Source organism: Blautia sp. HCN-20427 (assembly GCF_037890365.1).
In the GTDB taxonomy this organism is placed as follows: Bacteria; Bacillota; Clostridia; order Lachnospirales; family Lachnospiraceae; genus Blautia.
Genome location: NZ_JBBKBX010000013.1, coordinates 1 through 19,996, shown reverse-complemented (window position 1 = coordinate 19,996; position 19,996 = coordinate 1). Strand labels below are relative to the sequence as shown.

The 19,996-nt window shown below is 36.6% G+C and carries 24 protein-coding genes; 2 read left to right on the top strand and 22 right to left on the bottom strand.

Annotated features, from left to right (window positions below; translation table 11 throughout):
• Positions 1 to 131 precede the first annotated feature (131 nt).
• The 4 genes from WKT17_RS09335 to WKT17_RS09320 form a co-directional block, all read right to left on the bottom strand.
• Positions 132 to 521 (bottom strand): DUF6262 family protein, encoded by a 390-nt coding sequence (locus WKT17_RS09335; protein WP_118622595.1) that lies wholly within the window; start codon positions 519 to 521, stop codon positions 132 to 134.
• Positions 496 to 1,668, bottom strand: coding sequence for a tyrosine-type recombinase/integrase (locus WKT17_RS09330; protein WP_340272533.1), 1,173 nt, complete (start codon positions 1,666 to 1,668; stop codon positions 496 to 498). The genes WKT17_RS09335 and WKT17_RS09330 overlap by 26 nt, the downstream gene beginning before the upstream one ends.
• A gap of 331 nt (positions 1,669 to 1,999) precedes the next feature.
• On the bottom strand, positions 2,000 to 3,967 hold the full coding sequence (locus WKT17_RS09325) for a tyrosine-type recombinase/integrase (protein ID WP_340272531.1): 1,968 nt from the start codon (positions 3,965 to 3,967) through the stop codon (positions 2,000 to 2,002).
• Positions 3,968 to 3,980: 13 nt separating this feature from the next.
• Positions 3,981 to 5,099 (bottom strand): tyrosine-type recombinase/integrase, encoded by a 1,119-nt coding sequence (locus WKT17_RS09320; RefSeq protein WP_117500958.1) that lies wholly within the window; start codon positions 5,097 to 5,099, stop codon positions 3,981 to 3,983.
• Between the two features lie 199 nt (positions 5,100 to 5,298).
• On the opposite strand from WKT17_RS09320, the gene WKT17_RS09315 reads away from it, so the two are divergent.
• Both WKT17_RS09315 and WKT17_RS09310 read left to right on the top strand, forming a co-directional pair.
• On the top strand, positions 5,299 to 5,988 hold the full coding sequence (locus WKT17_RS09315) for a helix-turn-helix domain-containing protein (RefSeq protein ID WP_118622601.1): 690 nt from the start codon (positions 5,299 to 5,301) through the stop codon (positions 5,986 to 5,988).
• A gap of 248 nt (positions 5,989 to 6,236) precedes the next feature.
• On the top strand, positions 6,237 to 7,325 hold the full coding sequence (locus tag WKT17_RS09310) for a toll/interleukin-1 receptor domain-containing protein (RefSeq protein WP_118622605.1): 1,089 nt from the start codon (positions 6,237 to 6,239) through the stop codon (positions 7,323 to 7,325).
• Here WKT17_RS09310 and WKT17_RS09305 read toward each other — a convergent pair.
• From WKT17_RS09305 to WKT17_RS09220, 18 genes are all read right to left on the bottom strand, one after another.
• Entirely contained in the window at positions 7,322 to 7,942 is a 621-nt protein-coding gene (locus WKT17_RS09305; RefSeq protein ID WP_118622603.1) for an AAA family ATPase, read from the bottom strand. The two genes, WKT17_RS09310 and WKT17_RS09305, sit on opposite strands and share 4 nt — an antisense overlap.
• Positions 7,943 to 8,210: 268 nt before the next feature.
• The gene (locus WKT17_RS09300) at positions 8,211 to 9,125 is read right to left on the bottom strand and encodes a tyrosine-type recombinase/integrase (RefSeq protein WP_118622607.1); all 915 of its coding nucleotides are present in this window, start codon (positions 9,123 to 9,125) and stop codon (positions 8,211 to 8,213) included.
• 249 nt (positions 9,126 to 9,374) lie between these two features.
• On the bottom strand, positions 9,375 to 9,695 hold the full coding sequence (locus WKT17_RS09295; RefSeq protein WP_118622609.1) for an LPD28 domain-containing protein: 321 nt from the start codon (positions 9,693 to 9,695) through the stop codon (positions 9,375 to 9,377).
• Positions 9,696 to 9,770: 75 nt separating this feature from the next.
• Positions 9,771 to 9,956 (bottom strand): hypothetical protein, encoded by a 186-nt coding sequence (locus WKT17_RS09290; RefSeq protein WP_118622611.1) that lies wholly within the window; start codon positions 9,954 to 9,956, stop codon positions 9,771 to 9,773.
• 45 nt (positions 9,957 to 10,001) lie between these two features.
• The gene (locus WKT17_RS09285; RefSeq protein WP_073962193.1) at positions 10,002 to 10,316 is read right to left on the bottom strand and encodes a hypothetical protein; all 315 of its coding nucleotides are present in this window, start codon (positions 10,314 to 10,316) and stop codon (positions 10,002 to 10,004) included.
• 19 nt (positions 10,317 to 10,335) lie between these two features.
• Entirely contained in the window at positions 10,336 to 11,718 is a 1,383-nt protein-coding gene (locus WKT17_RS09280; protein WP_243099464.1) for a phosphoadenosine phosphosulfate reductase domain-containing protein, read from the bottom strand.
• 24 nt (positions 11,719 to 11,742) lie between these two features.
• The gene (locus WKT17_RS09275) at positions 11,743 to 11,940 is read right to left on the bottom strand and encodes a hypothetical protein (RefSeq protein ID WP_073962192.1); all 198 of its coding nucleotides are present in this window, start codon (positions 11,938 to 11,940) and stop codon (positions 11,743 to 11,745) included.
• 93 nt (positions 11,941 to 12,033) lie between these two features.
• Positions 12,034 to 12,465, bottom strand: coding sequence for a hypothetical protein (locus WKT17_RS09270; protein ID WP_118622615.1), 432 nt, complete (start codon positions 12,463 to 12,465; stop codon positions 12,034 to 12,036).
• Between the two features lie 14 nt (positions 12,466 to 12,479).
• Positions 12,480 to 12,806, bottom strand: a complete 327-nt coding sequence (locus WKT17_RS09265) for a hypothetical protein (protein ID WP_118622617.1) — start codon at positions 12,804 to 12,806, stop codon at positions 12,480 to 12,482.
• Positions 12,807 to 12,822: 16 nt separating this feature from the next.
• Positions 12,823 to 14,994 carry a PcfJ domain-containing protein gene (locus tag WKT17_RS09260; protein ID WP_118622619.1) on the bottom strand — a complete coding sequence of 724 codons (2,172 nt, stop codon included), beginning with the start codon at positions 14,992 to 14,994 and terminating at the stop codon, positions 12,823 to 12,825.
• Positions 14,991 to 15,548 (bottom strand): DUF7666 domain-containing protein, encoded by a 558-nt coding sequence (locus WKT17_RS09255; protein ID WP_117500947.1) that lies wholly within the window; start codon positions 15,546 to 15,548, stop codon positions 14,991 to 14,993. The genes WKT17_RS09260 and WKT17_RS09255 overlap by 4 nt, the downstream gene beginning before the upstream one ends.
• Positions 15,549 to 15,570: 22 nt before the next feature.
• Complete coding sequence (locus WKT17_RS09250; RefSeq protein WP_118622621.1) at positions 15,571 to 16,278, bottom strand: Cas9 inhibitor AcrIIA9 family protein; 708 nt, start codon at positions 16,276 to 16,278, stop codon at positions 15,571 to 15,573.
• A gap of 53 nt (positions 16,279 to 16,331) precedes the next feature.
• A complete protein-coding gene (locus WKT17_RS09245) occupies positions 16,332 to 16,745 on the bottom strand; it encodes a hypothetical protein (RefSeq protein WP_117500945.1) in 414 nt (137 codons plus the stop codon).
• Between the two features lie 14 nt (positions 16,746 to 16,759).
• Positions 16,760 to 17,389, bottom strand: a complete 630-nt coding sequence (locus WKT17_RS09240; RefSeq protein ID WP_117500944.1) for a hypothetical protein — start codon at positions 17,387 to 17,389, stop codon at positions 16,760 to 16,762.
• A complete protein-coding gene (locus tag WKT17_RS09235) occupies positions 17,373 to 17,687 on the bottom strand; it encodes a hypothetical protein (RefSeq protein ID WP_117500943.1) in 315 nt (104 codons plus the stop codon). Before WKT17_RS09235 ends, WKT17_RS09240 begins: the two co-directional genes overlap by 17 nt.
• Positions 17,688 to 17,700: 13 nt before the next feature.
• A complete protein-coding gene (locus tag WKT17_RS09230; RefSeq protein WP_117500942.1) occupies positions 17,701 to 18,750 on the bottom strand; it encodes a DNA methyltransferase in 1,050 nt (349 codons plus the stop codon).
• 1 nt (position 18,751) lies between these two features.
• A complete protein-coding gene (locus tag WKT17_RS09225; protein ID WP_117500941.1) occupies positions 18,752 to 19,015 on the bottom strand; it encodes a hypothetical protein in 264 nt (87 codons plus the stop codon).
• Positions 19,016 to 19,025: 10 nt separating this feature from the next.
• The gene (locus WKT17_RS09220) at positions 19,026 to 19,472 is read right to left on the bottom strand and encodes an RNase A-like domain-containing protein (protein ID WP_117500940.1); all 447 of its coding nucleotides are present in this window, start codon (positions 19,470 to 19,472) and stop codon (positions 19,026 to 19,028) included.
• Between the last annotated feature and the right edge of the window lie 524 nt (positions 19,473 to 19,996).

The window sequence follows — 19,996 nt, the reverse complement described above, 5'->3', positions numbered from 1 at the left end:
AAAAATGAGGGCGAAAACATCTTACTGTCTTCGTCCTCGAATTATTAAAACATAAGAGAAAAAACTTCAGAAAACTCACATCCACGCTGATCTATTTTTTATTTACTTTTCCAATTCTACAGGTATAAAATTTACAATCCTTTAATAAACGCAACTTCTTTTTTCTTAAGAGCTTTCTTCAACTTTTCATTCTCTGCCTTTAAATCCTTATTCTCTTTCTGAGATTTTTCATACTCCATTTTTATTAACTCATTCTGCCGCTCCAAAGCATAATCCAGAATCACTTTCTTTTTCTGATGGAACACCTTGCCTTCCTGCTTCTGTCTTGCCTCATTCAAAAACTTGCTTACAGTCGGATTCTTATAGAAGAAAGCCCTTGACAATCCGGTTTTCCGAACTAGTTCACAAACCAAAAGTTGCTCTTCTTTATCCAGCATTTCTTTAATCGTGCGGATCGCGCGGTCAATTTTTTCCTTACTCGCCTTTTGATTAGACTCAACCATTTTTGAATACTTGCTCATATCCATCCCACTCCTTAATAATTTCACTCAAAATCTCATCCATCGTCTTTCTTAATTCTTCGGTTTCCTTTACCAGTAGCTTTCCGCTTGCCCGCCGATACCGATATACCGTATTCACTCCTCTATGCCCTAATAGATGTGCAATAGCAGCATCATCCAGATGCAGTTCCACAAGTTTCATGCCATAACAGTGCCGGAATAAATGTGTGGCAAAGCCCATTCGTTCTCCGTTGTCTTTGCAAATATCATTTTCGTGTATCAATGTATATACACGGTGTTTCAGCATAGAATATTGAAACGGCAGGGAAGGGTTCGACTCATTTACGAATACATATTCCGTTTCCCCGTACCTTTCGTATGTATACTCTATAGATTTCTGAATTAACTTAGCCACATCATCTGGAATCGGTTTTTCATAATAAGAGGTCTTTACCTGATACATTCGAACAATATAATGTCCATTTTCCTGATATAAGCAGTCTGTTCGCAAGGTAAGTGTATCAGAAATCCTTCCACCAAGCATCTGATGCAGGATCAGCGCACGTGCCACCTGTTCTTCCATATTAACAATATAATAGTTCAAACGCTTTATTTCCTCGTCAGAATAAATTTTAAATGCTACTTCCGGTGCTTTTGGCATGTCCTGCTTAATAAACAATTTCCCCAACTTGGGCTTGTCAATCACTTTTCCAACCTGCTGCAGCATGTTTTTTAAATTTGCCATTTCCGTTTTTAAGTTTCTTTCCTGGCCTCTTTCCAGATTGATGTAAGTCAAGTATTCTTCAATGTTTAATCGCCCTACTTCTCCTAAACTTTTAATCTCTGGATTTCTCTTGGCAAGAAACTCAGAAAACCGTCTTACCGCACGTATCTCTCCCTGTAACGAACCTACCGATAAATATTTAATCCGGATATAAGATGCCCGTTTTACCTCTTCCCTTATCGTCTCTTGTATGATTCCTGTAAATTTTATTGTCCTTATTACATCTATCGGATTCTGTCTGACCTCAAATCCAAAATTTTCCAGTTTCCACACATCTTTTTCCCATTCTGACCGTTTATCTTCCGGCTCTAAATAACGAAGCAGAAGACGTAGATACTTGATCGGTGCCGCATCCTCCTGTAAATTCTTACCCATACTTTTCATATGATGCTTTCGTGTGATTTGATAGCCATGATTTAATAGCCATGCCCTAAATTTCTTAACAAGGACTTCTTCTGGTATTGCCCTGAAGCTGTGCAGAAACGGATATTTATCTTTCATAAATCTAGCAAGTAGATTGTAAAGAATTATGTCTCCATTTACGGTAGACATACTCAACTCTTCTCCGCGGCTTCGTATGAATGTTTCCATTTCCTTTTTCTGCCCTTCCATTGTCAAAAGATCCAAATTATAAAAATGTTGTTCCATAACTCTAATATTTTTTTCAGAAATACATCCTTTTCTTTGATAGCAAGGAAGTTCTTTTATGTAAATCCTAGTTTCCATCTTTGTCACTTCTTTCTTTCCATTCACTTACCAAACTTTTCTGTTCTTTATAATATTGTTCACTTGACATATCCACATGTTTCTGAATACAGTCAATATACCGTCTTGTCATATTTTCATGTTTATGACCTAAAAATTCCCGGATTGCCTGTATGGACGCCCCGCGTTCATATAAAGCTGTGGCTACACTATGCCGATAATCGTGCGTTTGGAACACATGATCTCCGCATCTAATTCCCTGTTTTTTGCACCATGCCACCATTTCATGCCAATAGTGTGTTGACAAAAATGGTCCTCCTTTGGAATTTTGGAACACATAAGAGTCTATACCGATTTTCTTTCGTTCTATATAAACCATCATGCTACGATATAATATCATCGGGATTGGAATTACCTTTTCCATCTTCATTTTGTGCTGGTAAATCCTAAGCCAGGCAACCCCCTCCTTCAGATAATATCCTTCCCGTTTTATGGAACATACTTCATTGATTCGTAACCCCAAGCACCATAAATGCAGATACATAAGCCTCATGTCTTCTGGCAACTGGTTTAAATTCTGTAAGATCTCCGTCACCGTATTCTGTGGTACGGACCGATAATGATGTGGTACCGGTTCCCGCTTTATATAATATTCTGAATAAAACGGAACCTTGCTATAATATCCCCTCGCTGTCAGGAATCTAAAAAAGCAATGGATTTCAGCCACCTTATCGTTAAATGTTGCAATTTCAACACATTCCTTTTGCAACTCTCTCATATATAAATCAATCTCTGCTGCAGTTAATTTATCTACTGCAAGTTTTTCTTTATCAAGAAAACGCAGAAAAGCTTTTGTAATATACGTCCGTGCCCATATATTTTGAACAGCAGCTCCAGTTACACCCAACTGATATTTTACATACATCTTTAAATATTCTCGGTTATGTTTATCTAATATATCTAAAAATGAAATTCGTTTTACCGGTCTTGTCGGATCATAACGGGTTATATCAAACTGGAAACGCTCCAAATACCATACATTTGCATCCCAGTTAATATCTTTAGCCTGCAAAAAAAGGATTCTCTGTACTTTATCCACAATCTGAGGATATCGGTTATTTACAAGAGGAACTTCTTTTGCTTTACTAAAATACTCATCAATCTGATTTTGTTCTAGCTGTGTTAGATCCGAAATCCCTCTGTCTATGCAATACACATAAAAGAAATGCAAAGGGGCAAGATACCCCCGCCGTAATTTACGCTCAGAAAAGTTTTCTAATGCATAATTTAGAACTGTAAAAATCTGATATTTCAGTCTCTGTGATGTCTTAATTGAAAAATCCCATATAGTTCCTTCTGCATCCTTGCAATAGTAAAATTCCTTTGCCAAATTATAATCTGGATGATAACCCAAGTAAATTCTCTTCTCTTGATACTTTAGCCGAATTTTAGTTTCCCTTATACTGTTATTTCTTTTTTTAATATCAAATAACTTTAGTTTATCTAAGCCGCTTAGATACCATGGACGGTTTCTTTTATTTATGGTTTTCTCCAGATATTGTTCATAACTCACCCTGACATCCCAGTCAATTTCTTCCAAACTATATATCTTCTTCTCCACCATAAATGCATACACTTTGTTCTTAAGAGTCTGTTCTACTGTGTCACATTCTTCCAGCTCTTCTTTTAGTTTTACAAATTCTTTTTGCTTATGAAACATTCTCCAATCCCGTAAAGATTTTTGGTATACACCTATCAACTTTCTGTCTTTAATTCCATGTTCCTGAAGCCATAGTGCATACGAATCAATCAAACTATCTTCAATTTCTGTTACATCGTACACATTTTTCAAATATAAATACTCTATCCCACGCTTTATAAATCTCTTTTCCCTTACCGGGCACTCCTCTATCTGTCTTTCTAAATATTCGGCATTCTTCTTTTCTTCATAAAAGCAATTAACCACTTCCATTGTCATATTTAACCAACTCCTATAACAATTTATCCGCCATATATAATGCTGCATTTTTGCGAAAAAGCTCTTCACTTGCTTCAACCAACTCTTCATTGCTAATGTTCAGATAATTAATAGTTGTCTGTAGATTCCTATGCCCCAGCGCCTGACTGATCAATTCCAAACTCCATCCATTCTTCCGACGCTCGTTTGCAAAATAGTGCCTGAGCATATGAGATGTAACTTTAATCTGTGTCTTCTTTTGTAAACGGCGAAGCATTGCATTGACTGCATCTTCTGTTAACGCTTGTCCGGCATGTTCTCCAGATAATGTAATAAACAAATATTCTGATTCTCGCAATAATTTTCTGTACTTAGCATAGTAAAAGAGCAGAATGTCAAAAGTATCTTTGCTAACCTTTGCCCACCTGTCTTCCTCATATTTTGCACGCACTTCATTTTCATTGTCTACTCTTGGCTCAACGCGTATCCGACACCCCTGGTAATCAATGTCCTCCACATAACGTACCCCTAAAAGCTCTCCAATGCGAAATCCGGTCTCAGCTAATAAAAGAAGTAACAACTGATCCCTGCAATTTGTACATGCATCCAAAAGAACGATAATATTTTTTCTCTCTATGGTTCTCCCTTTTGATGAAACTGCATTCAAATATCCATCAAATGACCGGCACAGCTTGGTCTTTCTAACGCCTATAGCATTTGTATACGAAATTGTCTTATCTGAAAGAACCAGCAATGAGCCAAACTGTTCATATTCCATTTCAAGAAATTGATAAAAACCAAACACATCATGTAAATATGCGTTGCAGGTCCCATTATCTGGAATTTTCCTTACTTCCCCGGAAATATGCTTTCCTCCTTTAACCCAATAGAGAAAGTTCTGAAAAAATTCCATTTGTGCACTATAAGTCATCTCATAAACATCCTCAAACTGTCTCCCCTGTTCTTTCAAATATCCCATAAAATAGGATAATGAAAACGCAATACGCTTTACTGTATTGGGGGAACGATTTGAAGTTGTCTTATGCTTCAAATATTTTGTTGGATATACACAGATACTGGCATCCTCTGTCCGGCGAATCAGAAAATAAACTTTTCCATCATATCTCACATTTCCAACCTCATAAGTCTTCAAATTTCGATCACCCCCTCTTTTACTATATCTACATTATACACACCTTTCCCTTTTTATGTCAATTATTATTGATATAGGTTATTATATATTGATTTTCTTTTATTTTAAATCTACACACTTAGCAAAAATAATTTCCCCTACTAATTATCTGATTGATTGTTCCATTCCCACATGATATAGTGAAAATGGAGGTTTTATTATGAACAGTCAATTTGATAAATCAGCATTTTCAATACTCCTCAAAAGAGCACTTGGAAATCGAACACAAAAAAGTTTTGCCGAAGATATTCAAATGAGCAAGGAGCACCTTTCCCGTTTAGTAACGCAAAAACGGGAGACTCCACCTACTATAGATACTTTAACCAAAATTGCCTTAAATTCACAAAACAGAGTATCTTTGCAAGAGTTACTTTCTGTTTGTGGCTATGATCCAAACACTATATCCGTTCCTGCTGCCATCAATCATATGATGGAGGCCGTTAAGCTTGCTTTATCACATATTCCATATGAATTTTCCGAGCATTTATGTGATAACACCAGCTTTTACCAAATGACTTCATGTTTTACAAACGGTCCCATTCACCGTTGGTATTTTCATTTTCTTTCAGACAATACTTTTGGAACTGTAGACCATGAACTTTCTACCAATCTTTTAAGTTTAATATCAAAAGAAATGAAGTCTAACGATAAAATCAGCTTTGTCACTTCGATTCCTTTGTTATTTCAGTACTACATGGAACACCGGCCTCATAATTTAAACTTAAACCTTTCGTTCATTCTAATTAACGAACATACATTAACTGTTTCAAAAGAAATAGTGCTTCAAACTGCTAGTTCAATACCTTATGAAGTTTTAAACAACTATACATTTCCATCAAACCCGGAATAATTCCGGGTTTTTTTATTGCATTAGCTCACAATTTTATAATGTTTATCCTCTTAAAATATAAAAAGTATGCATCTTCTACATTTCTGTAAATTTTCACACAAAAAACTCCTAGAATCACTTTACTCTAGGAGTTTTTATGTTGGTCTGGTTTTCCATCCAATCTGTCTGCGTTGCAGTTGTAAATATTATAGATAATTTGTAGTTATCTGTTGAATTTAGGACAATAAAATGGAGGAAGAAAATATAATATGCCAAATATTTTTGTGAGTTGGTCTAAAGCTAAGAGTAGAGAATTTGCATTAGAAATAAAATATCTTATAGAAAGCCTTGATCCTCATTCAAATGTGTTTATGTCAGAGGAAAATATTTCAGCAGGCGAAAAAGTTCAAGAGAAAATAATTAAAAAAATAGAAGACTGTGATTTGCTATTACTTTGCTTTACCAAAGAAAATAAAAAATCACCCTGGCTACTTTATGAAGCGGGGTTTGCTTGTGGATTAAACAAAACGGTTATTCCACTTTTATTTGATAATGATCCCAATTGGCATTCATGGATAGATAATCCAATGAATGTTGTTCGAGAAATTAATATAAATGGTGCAGATTTTGAAGCATCATTTATAAATTGTTTTGGATTACGTGACTCATCATATACGAGAAATGTTCTTTCAAATTTTATTAAAAATGTAGAAAATATAAAAGATAAATATCGTCAGGTGGATATACAGTGTGAAGATTTTGTTGATATATTGTTAAATAATGAATCTTTCAAAGTAAAAAGTCCTATTTATAGAAATAAAACAGCATATTTTATGACTGGATTTGAAACATTTGATTTATGGAAAGCAGTTGTGCAGTCATTCTTATATACTGGAAAATACCTGTGGATTTATGGAAGAAAAAACATGAAATTATTTGGTGGAAATTTCAAGGAATTGTTTGAATATTTGGAAGAAAAATCTATAATAGACAATATGGCTGGCATCGATTTTAGATGTATGTTTTTAAATCCTGAAGCGGAAGAAGTAAAATTTGCACACAAACAACAAGATATCTTTTTACAAGAATTAGATGCTACAATAAAAAGAGCCAAATATCAGATTGGTGATAATCGAATCCTCCAAAAATGTTTTCGCAAATATTCTAATCGGCGAGAAGAAATTATAATTCGTTTAGATAATTGTATTATTTATTCTAAACCACATTTTGATGAAAATGGTCAACCTCAAATAATGACAGATTCAAAATTTGAAGTTTTCAGTGCCACTTCTGAACGGGGAAAAGAATGTATCGAAAAGTATTGTGCTGTTTGGAATGGTGCTGTAGATTTATTTTAATTACCATATAAATGATAAAAGATTTCATTTATTTCAGCAAGCGTTTCTGAGATTGAATTTAAGCTTACATTAATATTATAACAAGAAATCTTTTCTCCTAAACGTAATATACTATTCTTCAAATCAATGTTAGTTTGATATAAAAGAGGTATACATTCTAATTTATATTTTTGAGAATCTCGCTTTTTCAAACGGGCCCATAGGATTTTTTCTGAATCTACATATAAATTAATGTATACAATATTGGATGTCTTTAGGTGTACATATAATTCTTCAGGAATAATATGTACACCATTTATAATAGATGGAATTCCTTTCCTTTGTTGACGTTGAATAATATTTATAATAGAGTTTTTCATGATTTTACATTGGTTTTTTGCCATATCATAAGTCAGAAATTTATGATGCGAATAAATATTATTTTGCAAAAAACCATGCTCTTGAAACAAATAATCATTATATCCTCTTAAAATTTCTCGTATTATATCCGTTTCTTCGACTAGTCGGATTTCTTTATGTATCTTAAGAAGTTCATTAGAAAGAGTGGTTTTCCCAACACCAGGAACACCAGATATTAAAAGGACTAAGTTCTGAGGTAATGTATATTTTCTTTCCATAATTCTCCCTTTAACTCATGCAACATTAATATATATATATTCACAACAGATAACTACAAATTATCATGCTAATTATAACAAATTTCTCCAAATTTTTCCATACCACATCCAAATTTTCTTGTACCTTTATATTTCCTGAATCATATACTAAAGGACCGTACAATTTCGTATATTTCGGAGCCTTGTAAAGTAATATTTTCGGTATATTTCTATCACAACAAGACCGCCTATAAAGCCGATCAAAAAAATAATATTAAGTTCCTTTTTTCTATGCCACTTTTATTTTCATAGCATTACGCGGATGATATTGTTGAAGAATCTCCGCCTGTTTTCTAGCTGCTACATGTATATATATCTGTGTCGTTTTAATTGAACTGTGACCTAGAATTCGCTGTATACAGCTAACATCTACTCCTTCTTCAATTAAATATGTGGCGAAAGAGTGCCGGAACATGTGAGGCGTAATGTTCCTACGGATTCCTGCAGCTTTGGTATATTTTTTCAACATAAGTCTGATAGACTGCTCTGTAAATCTCCCACCCCGATTATTCACAAAGAAAAATCCACAAGCTTCTATTTCTTTTTTATTTTCTAAATAGTATTCTCTCATCCATTCCAATACTTCTTGATTTCCAATTTGAACATAACGTTCTTTATTCCCCTTCCCCTTAAAACAAATCAAACCTGATTGTAAATCAACACACTCCACTCTAATATTAGAGATTTCATATACTCTTGCCCCAGTTGCAAAGAACATCTCTACTATCATAATATCACGCTGCCAAGTTCCAACCATTTTGCCCTTAGAATCAGGTTTATGGTTATACATATAATTTAGAAGACTTTCAATCTCTTCCCGTGGAATAATCCTAGGTAATACTACTGCTTCTTTAAATTTTACTTTTATTTTTCTAAATGGATTTTCTTCAATTAATTCCTCTTCTTCCAGATAATTATAAAATGCTTTTACACTTGCCAGTTTACGTTTCACTGTCTTTTGCTTGAAATCTATATGTAGCTTCGTAATATACTTCTCGATCTCCGCCTTTCCGGGCTCTTCTCCCTCTACCCATTCAAAATACTGTCTCAGATCAATCCGATATGCTTTTAATGTTTTATCGTCAAGCTCCTTTCGATATTTGCAAAACACTAAATATTGCTCTTGTAACTTTCGTATCTCCATAGCAGGCTCCTCCAAAATCTTTTTTGAAAAAGTGTAGCATATACACAATAGAAAATTCCATCTTCTCTCTACAAATCTTTACTGACAATAAGATATTATCTTATTAAAATCCGAGATGAACATCATGATAGACTTTGATATTACACCGATCAAAGAATTTTATAATCGGATACCAATTATATGGATGATGTATCATTGCTGAATCCAAAAAAAGCGATCTGGCTATGCCAGACCGCTCATTTCATATTATTACATATTATTCTCAGACCATGCTTCCAGTTGTATTCCGATGTTTCCAGTATATCCCCAGTCATCAGTTCCTATATATCTTCGATCTTCTCCATTATTAATGAGCGATACTTTAGATATTACTGTTCCCCAAAAATTCACTAGAATATGAGAACTTATTTCACATGGGATCCCCATACACTCATCATCATGCCGCACTTCATAACAGTAAAAGCCTTCTGGAACACTTTCTCTTTGAATTCTTTCCGAAGAAAAAAGTGCCAAAGTATCAAAAATTTCTATTTCCTCAAAAGTTTCTTTCCTTGCATCATATCTATCCATATTTACCTCTTCTTTCTACTACGAAATATCTACCTGTCAGAATAAAACACAAAAGGTATCTCTATTTAAGACCTTTTAATATAGGCATGTATTCAAATACTGCTTCACCACATTTAATCCAGACTGGTTTTCAGACGGTATTTTACTTTCCTCTTCCAACCATTCAAGAAACTCTCTTCTTTTTTCTTCACATTCCCGCACAACACCCCTAAGTCTTCGGATTTCCTGCTGGCAAGAAATTATTCTTTCTTCATCTGTCATATCAAACTTCTCCTATTCTCTTTTTTCGTAATATAAATAATAACACTAATTCATTTTGCAAATCCAATTCTCTTCAGTAGCTATTTCGTTTGCTTTCAGTTGATGTTCCACCTTTGGTCCAGCAAGTAAGAGCATTCTGAACAATTCCGGAAGATGCTCTTTTCCCAACTTTTCCTCAAACTGCTGTATCCACTGCTCCTGAATTTTATTTGAAATACTTATCTTCCGGCAGTCAAATCCATAACCTTCTGGTGCTGTCATCTGCAATTCATCTGCCACTTTTTCATAAAAGATTGTCAAACTCATCGTTTCAATGAAAGCATCTACTGTTTCCTGTGTTATTTCTTTTACCGTTTTCATTTATAATCTCCTCCTCAGATTAACAAGGTCCTCCTGCTGCACCATGAAAAGCTCCTGCCGGGTATTTCCATTTGCCTTTTACATAAACAGACTCGACTGGAAACTCTCCCGTAAGCAGACTTTGAATCGCTTCTTTATCACCATGATATACACATGAGTCCGCACTACCGATATAAGTTTCCAAATCGCAATGGTTATCCAGCGTAAATCCAAGAATTTTTTCGTCCTGGCATAAAAGAGCATATTCTTTCGGATACAGTTCCCTGATTCCTGCAAATAATCGGGGAGTAGAAAAAATACACATTGCACAACTACAGCGGTTCCAACCTGCCCGGTAACAAGGATGTGGGTTTACTTTATGCCGCTTCAGCACTTCCCAAATATCTCTTTCACTGTAATCAATAACCGGACGCCATTGGTGTACAGTACGGTGGTGTTTGGAAACTGCATTGGTACGGTGAATTTCTATTTCATTATATTTGCTTCTCCCAACGGATTCACCACGTCTTTCTCCCGATACAATTAATAATTTTATATCCTTTCGTGTCTTTGTTAAATTAGCAGTCACACTATCCTGAACAGATGCCTTTAAACTTCCGCTACACCAACGTCCCTGATGTGTGCTCCCTTTTGCTGGAAATTTTTGTCTTTTACCACCCGTATTCTCTAGTTTCTGCATACTGTTCATGTTTCGCAAAACGGTATCTGCTACCATGATCTTTAGATAAGCAGAACACCAGCGCCGACTCAAATCTCCACTTTTCATTGGAAATTTCATTCGATAACCGAATTCCGCCAGTTTATTTTCCATTTCTGATATTGCTGCCGCTTTTAACTTTTGACATTCCATATACTTTTTTGACGGAGGACATTGATAAATTTCCCCTGTCTCTGGATCTACCCATTCAATTAATTCTGATGTCCCAATACGATACAGTTCTCCAAAAAATCCGTTTTTCCTCCAGGATACCCGAAGTGGAATCTGTTCTGCTTCTGCAAATGAGCGTATATAATTTGCAGTACATCTCCAATCCATAGTTCGTGAAGGGTGTCCACCGTCTATATCATGATGCCAAAACTCGATTTTGGATTTTGGTACGCCTAACTCCAATAGCTTGTAATAACAGGCAATGCTGTCCTTACCACCAGATATTAAAACTATAACCAAATCATACATTTCCAAAGGCAGTAATTCTTCAAGATAGATCTTTTTCATATACTCTGTGTCTTTCCTTCCAGAAACCCTTGGACGGATTCTTTTACCCATTCCATAGATCGGAATATCCGATTTTCCATATATAACCGGAGTCTCTTTGGTACAATCAGCATCCCGAATGAAATCCGGCTGGAACAGAGTAAGCTGACCGTTTGACTGCTGAAAATATCCTTCCGTTTTCTTCAATACTATCCACCTCATTTTAAAATCCTATTTCAAACATTCTTTTTCTACCAAAAGTGCTGTTTTCCTTTGCCCTGAAAAATATGATTTTCCATTGTAGATCCAAGTACTCCCACGTGGTGCAGTCATTGAACCGGTAATCTTTCTCCAGCCTGTAGGCATTGCTGTATATAGTTCTACATCTGTTCTTATTGCAAATTCTATAATCCTGTCAAATTCTCCCATCCTTTCCTCCCTTACGTTTCCACCTTTGCTACTTTGCGTAAAAAGGAAAGAATTTTATCTTTCCTTTTTACGTCTCATCATATTTCCGTAGCTTTATGTATGCTGACAGTTTTTCTTATATCCTTTTAGGTACAGGTTATAATCATTCTCCCTTGTTATAAACCTAATCCAGTAGTCTGCTGTGCGGCCATTCATAAAAAAATTATACTCATTTTCACCCACATGCGAAGATGGATGTCCCTTACAAAATTTTCTTAATATTTCCAGATTATAAAACTGTGTCACCAGACAGCGATAAATGTCCTGTGATTCCCGGTTAAATGCTTTCGTCCAAAGCTCACCTCTACAAGGAAAATAGTTACCATGCCATCCGTCTTCATTCCAGTATGCACGAATATGTCCTATTTGGGCGTCCGGATGTTTCCCTGACTGTAAAGAATCCGGTGCTTCTGAGCAATGCTCAAACACATCACGAAAATTGCAGGTTTCCATCAGCTCAAACAACATACTTTCCTTTTTACTCATATAACCCCTTCTTTCTATGCGGCATTTTCCTCCGTCATTTGTGTATCACATTCCGGACAACTATATAAAATTCCATGTTCTGTAATCTGCTCGCAAAGTTCTTTATCACCGATCATGTGCCATAACAGATTGTCCAAAACGCCTTTCAAAATTACATTTTCACCATTCTTACCAGATATGCTTCCGTATCGTAACGTTAACTCCTGAAACAGCATTTCGTAAGAAAGCTTTCCGGTCTTAGAATTTTTGACAGCACTATGGATTACCTGCTGCATATTTTTCCTTTCTTTCCATAGTTTCTGAAGCTGCTCTTTTCCTGTCATATCTATTTTATTATTCATGGTCCTCCTTTTCCAATTACGCTGCATGTTCAAAGGTATCCGGCATTTCCATAAGATCTGCTTCCAATACATCTGCCAGATATTTTCCCTGAAACAACCCGCCATTGATTTTTACTTTCTTTTTGCGCATCTCAGCATAAGATTCTATGCGAAGCTGCCTGCTCTTGTCTGCCAGTTTTTTATCACTTGCCGTAATCCTTTTCTGTATTTCTCTCTGCCACTCTTTTAAGAATTCAGATGCCTCTTCAATGTCTTTATTCTGTCTGTCATATTCTGTCCGTTTCTGTCGTATTACTCCGCCCGGCTCTACTTCTAATGTATAATACGGTTTGTCCGGCTGTTCTGTCTTACGCAGAAACAAAATATAAGTTTCCTGCTCATTGATGCGTTCCAGATACTCTGTTTTCTTATCTATGCAATGGTGAAGTGCCTGTCCTTCCTTTAAAATGTCTTCAATACAATGTGGAGCTAAAACAGTAAATATTTCATTGCCGTATTCATATTTTTTGTCTAAACCTGAGAGGATTTCATTGATGTTCGGATATTTGTCAGCAAGTTCTCCCGCTGTTACAGACAGGCGATTTTCTTCAATATATTGAATAATTTCTTTATGGCGCTGATATAATTTGGATGTCCGATACACAATCTCATCATCCGTATCCATCTTAATCCTCTTTGCCATTGAAAGATAATCCTGCCATGTGATAAGCACCTGAGAAATACTGTCTTTTCGCCGTCCTTTCTGACGAGTCAAATAATTTCTTATTTGAACAAAACTCATTTTCGGTTGAATAAACTTTAAATCTTTAGGTTTTATGTTGTTATTCATAAACCAAAAGATTAAATCGTCATCTAAATAATGTGCGGATGTATTTTCCTCCTGAAGCCACACAAGATATTCTAATCCCCCATCCCGTTCTCTTAAGCGTTTTAAAGCGTTTCTGCTGATCCCAAGTCGAGTATGTAACGCACCGTGTTGTTGTGTACAGGATATTTTTTCCGGGTAATTCATGACTTCCTGTGACAACTTATATAAGTTTGCTTTAACTAGGTGTTCCAGTACAGGTGCCCTTCTTAATGATATAAAATAGTCCCGTGGTCTAAAGACGCTTTTCTGTTTTAAAATCTCAGGAAGACCAGACATTTTCAATTCCTTTTTTGCAAGATCAGGAATGGTCGTGGGATATACTGCTCCAGAACAGTTAGAAATATATCTATAATAATAGTACCAATATCCCCCTCTATTTGCTTCTCCCTGTATCCAACGGGCGCCTCTTTTTTTATAATCATCAAAGTAAAAAGCAGTTTCGTTAAAATCCTTGTCATACAAATACCGATTTTCTTCCGAGCTGAGAACTACCGGATTCCGGTAACTGTCTTTTCCCACAGCCATGCGGACGGAAAACTCCCTTATTATAAAGCCAGGATGACAACGCTGGATTAAATACGCCGTTTCCTGTTTTGTCCATATCCGACCAAATTTTCCGATTGACTTATATGTTATAGTCTGACCGCAATTTGGACATACACCTTCTTCGTTGTATTTTGGTTTCTCTACAGCCACTTTTTTACCACAGCAAGTACAATACCCTTCTGTTGAGCCGCTCCTTTTATAGTAGTAAAATATAAAGTGTTCAGAAATTGCTCTGCGCAGAACCCATTTGTTCCAGTCTTTCGGAATACTGCGAACAGGTTTTAATATCTGATCCCATTCATCTGTTTTGCGCTTGTACTGCCTGTCTAAACGTTTTGTCCGTAGAGATGATTGGTATTGGCATATTGAATAAAAATCACCCTCTCCTATCTTCAGATATTTCTTGATCTTCTCTGCATCTTTTTCGGAAATATAATGTTTAAAGTTATAACAAGAAAGACCTGCGTCAAGATTTTCCAGCATTGCAGTTCTCCATTTACCGGTTTCTGTTTCCAGTGATAAGTATTCTCCTTTTTTCCTATCAAAATAGACAATATACATCGGATATTTGGAACCCGAACGCACAAATTCCGTTTTAAAGACAGAAAGTATCAAATAGCCTTTTTCAATTTTAGCCTTTATATAACTATTGTATTTATATTCTTTTCTCCTGCCCCATGCATTATCAATTACAGGTATATCTTTTTCTGCCTGTTCTCTCAACTGTTTTGTCAATTTAGGCGGCGTTAATGTAAGTAAGACACTTTTTTTCATGCACAAACCTCCTCCTGATCATTTGTAATTCCTTTTACAGTATAATCAATTTTCGGATAACATCTGCTTCCATCAATTTTTAAAAATGCCACTTCCTCTATTGCAGAACAATTTTCTTCCTCTTTCAAAAGTACAAGGATATCGCCCAAATTCCCTGATGCAATTGGATTTTTCCCACGCACAACTACAAAACCGTTATACGCCTTTCCACATTCTTTTTTCACATGTCCATTCCAGTTCCGTTCGGGATGTTCTACCATATAAATTAGTCCTTCAAACAGCAGCTGCTCTATCGTAAGCCGTTTAACCAGCTGCATCTCGGTACAGGAAATTTTACTGTCAATTTCATCTTCATCAATATCACCTGCTGCATCCACTTCGTAATAAACTGAGTTTTTCCAGTCAGAATAATAATCAAGACAATCCATTGGGTTTTCTGCACAGTGAAATCCATTTTTCCTGCAATTAGCCTGATCCGTTTTGTTTATCCCGTCTTCATTAAATTTGTAACCGAGACAGGTTAAATCCTTTTTAAAGCCTTTATACGCCTTCATCCGTTTCCTCCTCTCCCAACTCCTAACTGTCCGAATTCGTCATATCAAACAATGACAGCTGAATGTTCTCCGGCTGTTTCTTTTTCGGTGGTACTGTATTCTTAGTTGGTACTGCTGAAATCGGTTTTTCTGAGGATGAGGATTGTGTTTTACGCTGTATACTCTTTTTTTGTTTGCTTACCCTTTTCTTCTGCTCTTTCGCTCTTTCCTCAGCCTCTTTTTTTGCATCATCCAGTGCATAGTAATCTTCTGCCCATTGATACACCTGAAGTTCTGAAATCCCCAGCGCCACATTCTGATTCCGTCCTGTCGCCGGCTGCTTGCCGCTGGTTTTCTTTTCATGTTCTTTTTTAGCAATTTCATAGGCTTGTTCCATAATATAATTCATACATTTCTGAATTGTTTTATGTTTCTGAAGTACCTGCATACCAAAGACTGGGTTATCTTCTGCCTTTCTGATTAAATACTTGGAAACAATATCTGTAAACATCTGATCCTTGATAAGCCACATTTCAGCTCTTAATTTCTCAACCGCAGAGTCGTATTCCCTTTCCTCAAATGGAATTTCCGCAAGCTGGGCACGTTTTCCGGCTATAAAGTCCTGAACATACTCTTCCGGAACAAGCCATTCTGACGCCAGCAGCTTTAATTCTGAAAAATTCTCAGATAATCTCAAATGAACCGCCATTGCATTCAATTCTTCTGTACTGTGAATCATCGTTTCAAACAATTCTAAAACCTCCTTCATAGAAACGGAGAGCCCGAAGACTCTCCATACATTTATCAGGCTGCCTTATCATTTTGCATAGCCTCTTCCATTTCTTTTTCTACTTCTTTTGCAATTCTTCTCCGTTCTTTGTCATCATGTTCCAAAAGCCCCATGAGTTCAATCAAAACACGAACACACCATTTATTGGATTTCCATTTTTCTGCAAGAACACGAGTCTCTTCCACTACGGCTTCCCAGTCTTTTTCCTCCATTTCACGTTCACGATACTGTTTATAGATTCCGTAGCACTCTTTCATTACCTGTGGCACCGGAATAGCTGCTGCCTCATCCAAATTGGCAAGAAGTCCCATCAGCATCCGGTGATTCTCATATTTCTTACAAATTTCCTGAATTCCAATCTGTGATGTTCCACGATAAAGAGACATGAAATCATTAAAAATTGCCGCTATCATTTTTTGATCTGTCATTCCCTTCCTCCTTTCTAAGCCAGCTCAAGGTCATAAATATTTAACTGCCCCTGTATCTGCCAATCCTCGTCCGTCTTTACTGCCTGTTTTTTTGGTATCTCTGTTGTTCTGAGCGGAATAGAACGGACTTTTTTTACACTCTCTTGAATTTGATCCCGTAACATGCCGGGTACTCCGAGTTCCCTCATTACAACCAAATTATCTTCTGAAACCGCATTGAGCAGACTATGTACTTTACCGTATATCTCCATAACCCCTGTCTGCTCTCTCTGTTTTTTACTCATACAGAAAAGTTTTGCCATCAGATAGCGGTAATCAGAAGAACCCTGATATTCTTCTAATGCTTTCAAAGCCTGTGTCCTGATTGTATCAGCCTGTGCCATGTATTCCTCCGGCATTATTTCCGGAATCTCGCATACCAATTTACTTCCGAGAAGATTCAACTTACTTTTTAACTGCAGGATTTCCTTTCGGTATCTATTCAGAATGATCCCATCCGTACACATGCTCTCAGCATCTCCATAGGTGTAAACCTTTTCCCATTCATACAAAAGCATTTTTAGTTTCTGCTCATACGCTCCCAGAGAACTCTTGTCCATATCATCTTCCGAATGATACAGATGAATCCTATCCCTGTTTTTCATTATCCTTTCCTTTCACTTTCTCAATCCGTCTTCGTACTGTAGATGGATAACAGTTAAAAGCATTTGAAATTTCCTCTAATGTATATCCCGCCTTTCTGAGCTGATACATCATTTCTCCAACCTCGTCACTGTCCATGTCTTCCCTATATTCTGTTTTTATTTTCTTTCTGAGGATCTTCTGGCAGAGTGGGTGGTTCGGTCCATACTTATACATCAGTACCGACTCATACACGTCCAAACCGCAGAATATTGCTATCAGCAGACAATAATATCCGCTGTTTTCATCCCACTTCCCCATGTCTGCACCTCCCTTACATATAACTCAGCCGGTAACTTCCCCGGTGATTTGTAAGGAACTCATTCCGGTGTTCATAGAGAGTGGCGCGGATACGTTCCTTATAATGCTTATTATTCACAGCCTTTGGATGGTCTTTTAGTTCTTCATACAGTTGGGATAATGTTACGATACCTCCCAAATGTTCCATGACCGCACACACAAGATGAAACCATGTGAGGGCTTTTGAGTCCTGTTTCTGAAGATAAAAAAAGCCACTTTTTCGAAAAGAGTACGGTATCTGAAATACATTCTCTTTCTGAAACAGCAGCAAATGTTCTGTGACGATTGGGATTAAAGGATGCCGGCTATGATAGCTCCGGCTGCTGGATGAACAACTGAACTGTGCTTTTACAATCCATGATTTCATCGTACCGATTGTCATTACGTCGTTTGCAATAGAATGGAACTCCCCATTTTGACGTATATCACCGACTAATAATGCCAGTACGCCTCCTGAACGCAGACTGAAAAATAACTTCTTAATTACATGATTGAGTTTTTCAATAAAATCTGCATAGTTATCGCAACGGCTTAGATCATCAGCATGAGGTTTTCCCCACATATTACCGGAATACCGGATAATGGAATGATATGGTGGATGAAGAAATACAAGATCCGCACTATCTTCCACATCATCTTTCAGGGCGTTCCATCCGCCAAGCCCACATGGCAGTTCGGGATTTAAGTCATACTGCACACATTGAATCCCTAAATCTGCCGCAACGTCACCGCTGGTTCCGGAACCACACATTGGATCTAAGAGAAGGAAGTCCTCCTTTCTCCGATGTGTTTGACATTCCCTGACATACTGGGTAATCTGACGGATAACTTCCGGCGAACAATTTCCCTGCCAGTTGCTACTTCCACCGCTGCCTCTTTCCGGATATGCAATAAATGAGGTAAGATCACGTCCTATGCAATGTGTCAAATCCCATACCCCTAATGTCTGCACAATCTTTTTCCATTCCGTTCCAAATTCATTCTCTAATAAGCGTTCTGCTCTTTTTAATTCCTTTTCATACACTTCATCCCACTTTCCTTTCCACCAACACTTCTAAAAGATATTGTTCCGGCACCGTTCGCAATACGACACCGGAAAATTCATTTCCAATCTTTTTCAGTTGTCTTTTGCTTCCTTTCTTTATCTGGTTCAAAAGACCGAAAGCTTTTCCCTCGCATTCTGCAATGTACAGATGTTTCTCCTGATCTAAACGGAAATCAATTTTAGAACCGTTTACAATATCGTATTGGCCTGCCATTAAAACTGTCATTTTCATTTTTTTGCTCACACTACAACTCCTATCGTTCAAACATTGGATAACTGGTAAGTATCCGAAATCCCCAATCAGCTTGTGGATCTTTTACCAGAACCAAACATGCTTTTCTTAAATTTTCATTCAAACGATCCTCTCCTTTCCGAAAACCATAACCTATCGTTTGAGGGAAACGCCCGATCAATGAGATATAGTCATTGCTGCTGTTTTTCAGCCAAAACACAATATCTGAATCATAAAATTTACGCATCAGACCACTTGCAACTGCCGCCGCAACATTTACATCCCAGTATGAAGTAGCATAACGGATATCCTCTTTCGTCAGTCGGTTCTTCAGTACCATGAGCTGAATGTCGGTATGTTTGCGGAGTGTATGACCGCCAAACAATCCTACTTTGTCAAGATTTTCCCGTATTGTCTGTAATGTACTTTCAATCAGTTCATCCGGGATACCAGTAAATAAATCCACCATACGTCCTCCTTTCACTTACGGATATACAGATACCGATACCCCAGCGGATATCAGTACATAAAATAAGAAGGGAATTTCTGCCCTTCTTCTGTAAAAATCCAAAATATAACTGTTATCCGCTTTTCTAATGTCTCATTTTTTTATTCGGATTAGCATATCCTCCTTCCTTCATATTTCATGAAAATTCCCAAAACGCAAAAAAAGACATAAAAACCCATTTCTGAATTTTTATGTCTTTCTTAACCTTATCAGGCTGTGCCTTAAATTTAACTTCCGGTATTTCACCGGAACAAACTTACTTACTGCATTTTGATATTCCCATGCACAAATTTCTAATCCACCTATAATGTAGCACAATATATGTCATTAGTCAATCATGCATTATCTATATATTGTATTTTTATGAAGTGTTTGCGATAAAGTCCTTATAAATATAATAATATTAAACAGTTTTATTACGCAAAGAAACGCTGAATGAATCCCCGATATTCTTTTGATTTGATTATTTTTTTAATTTCAACTAA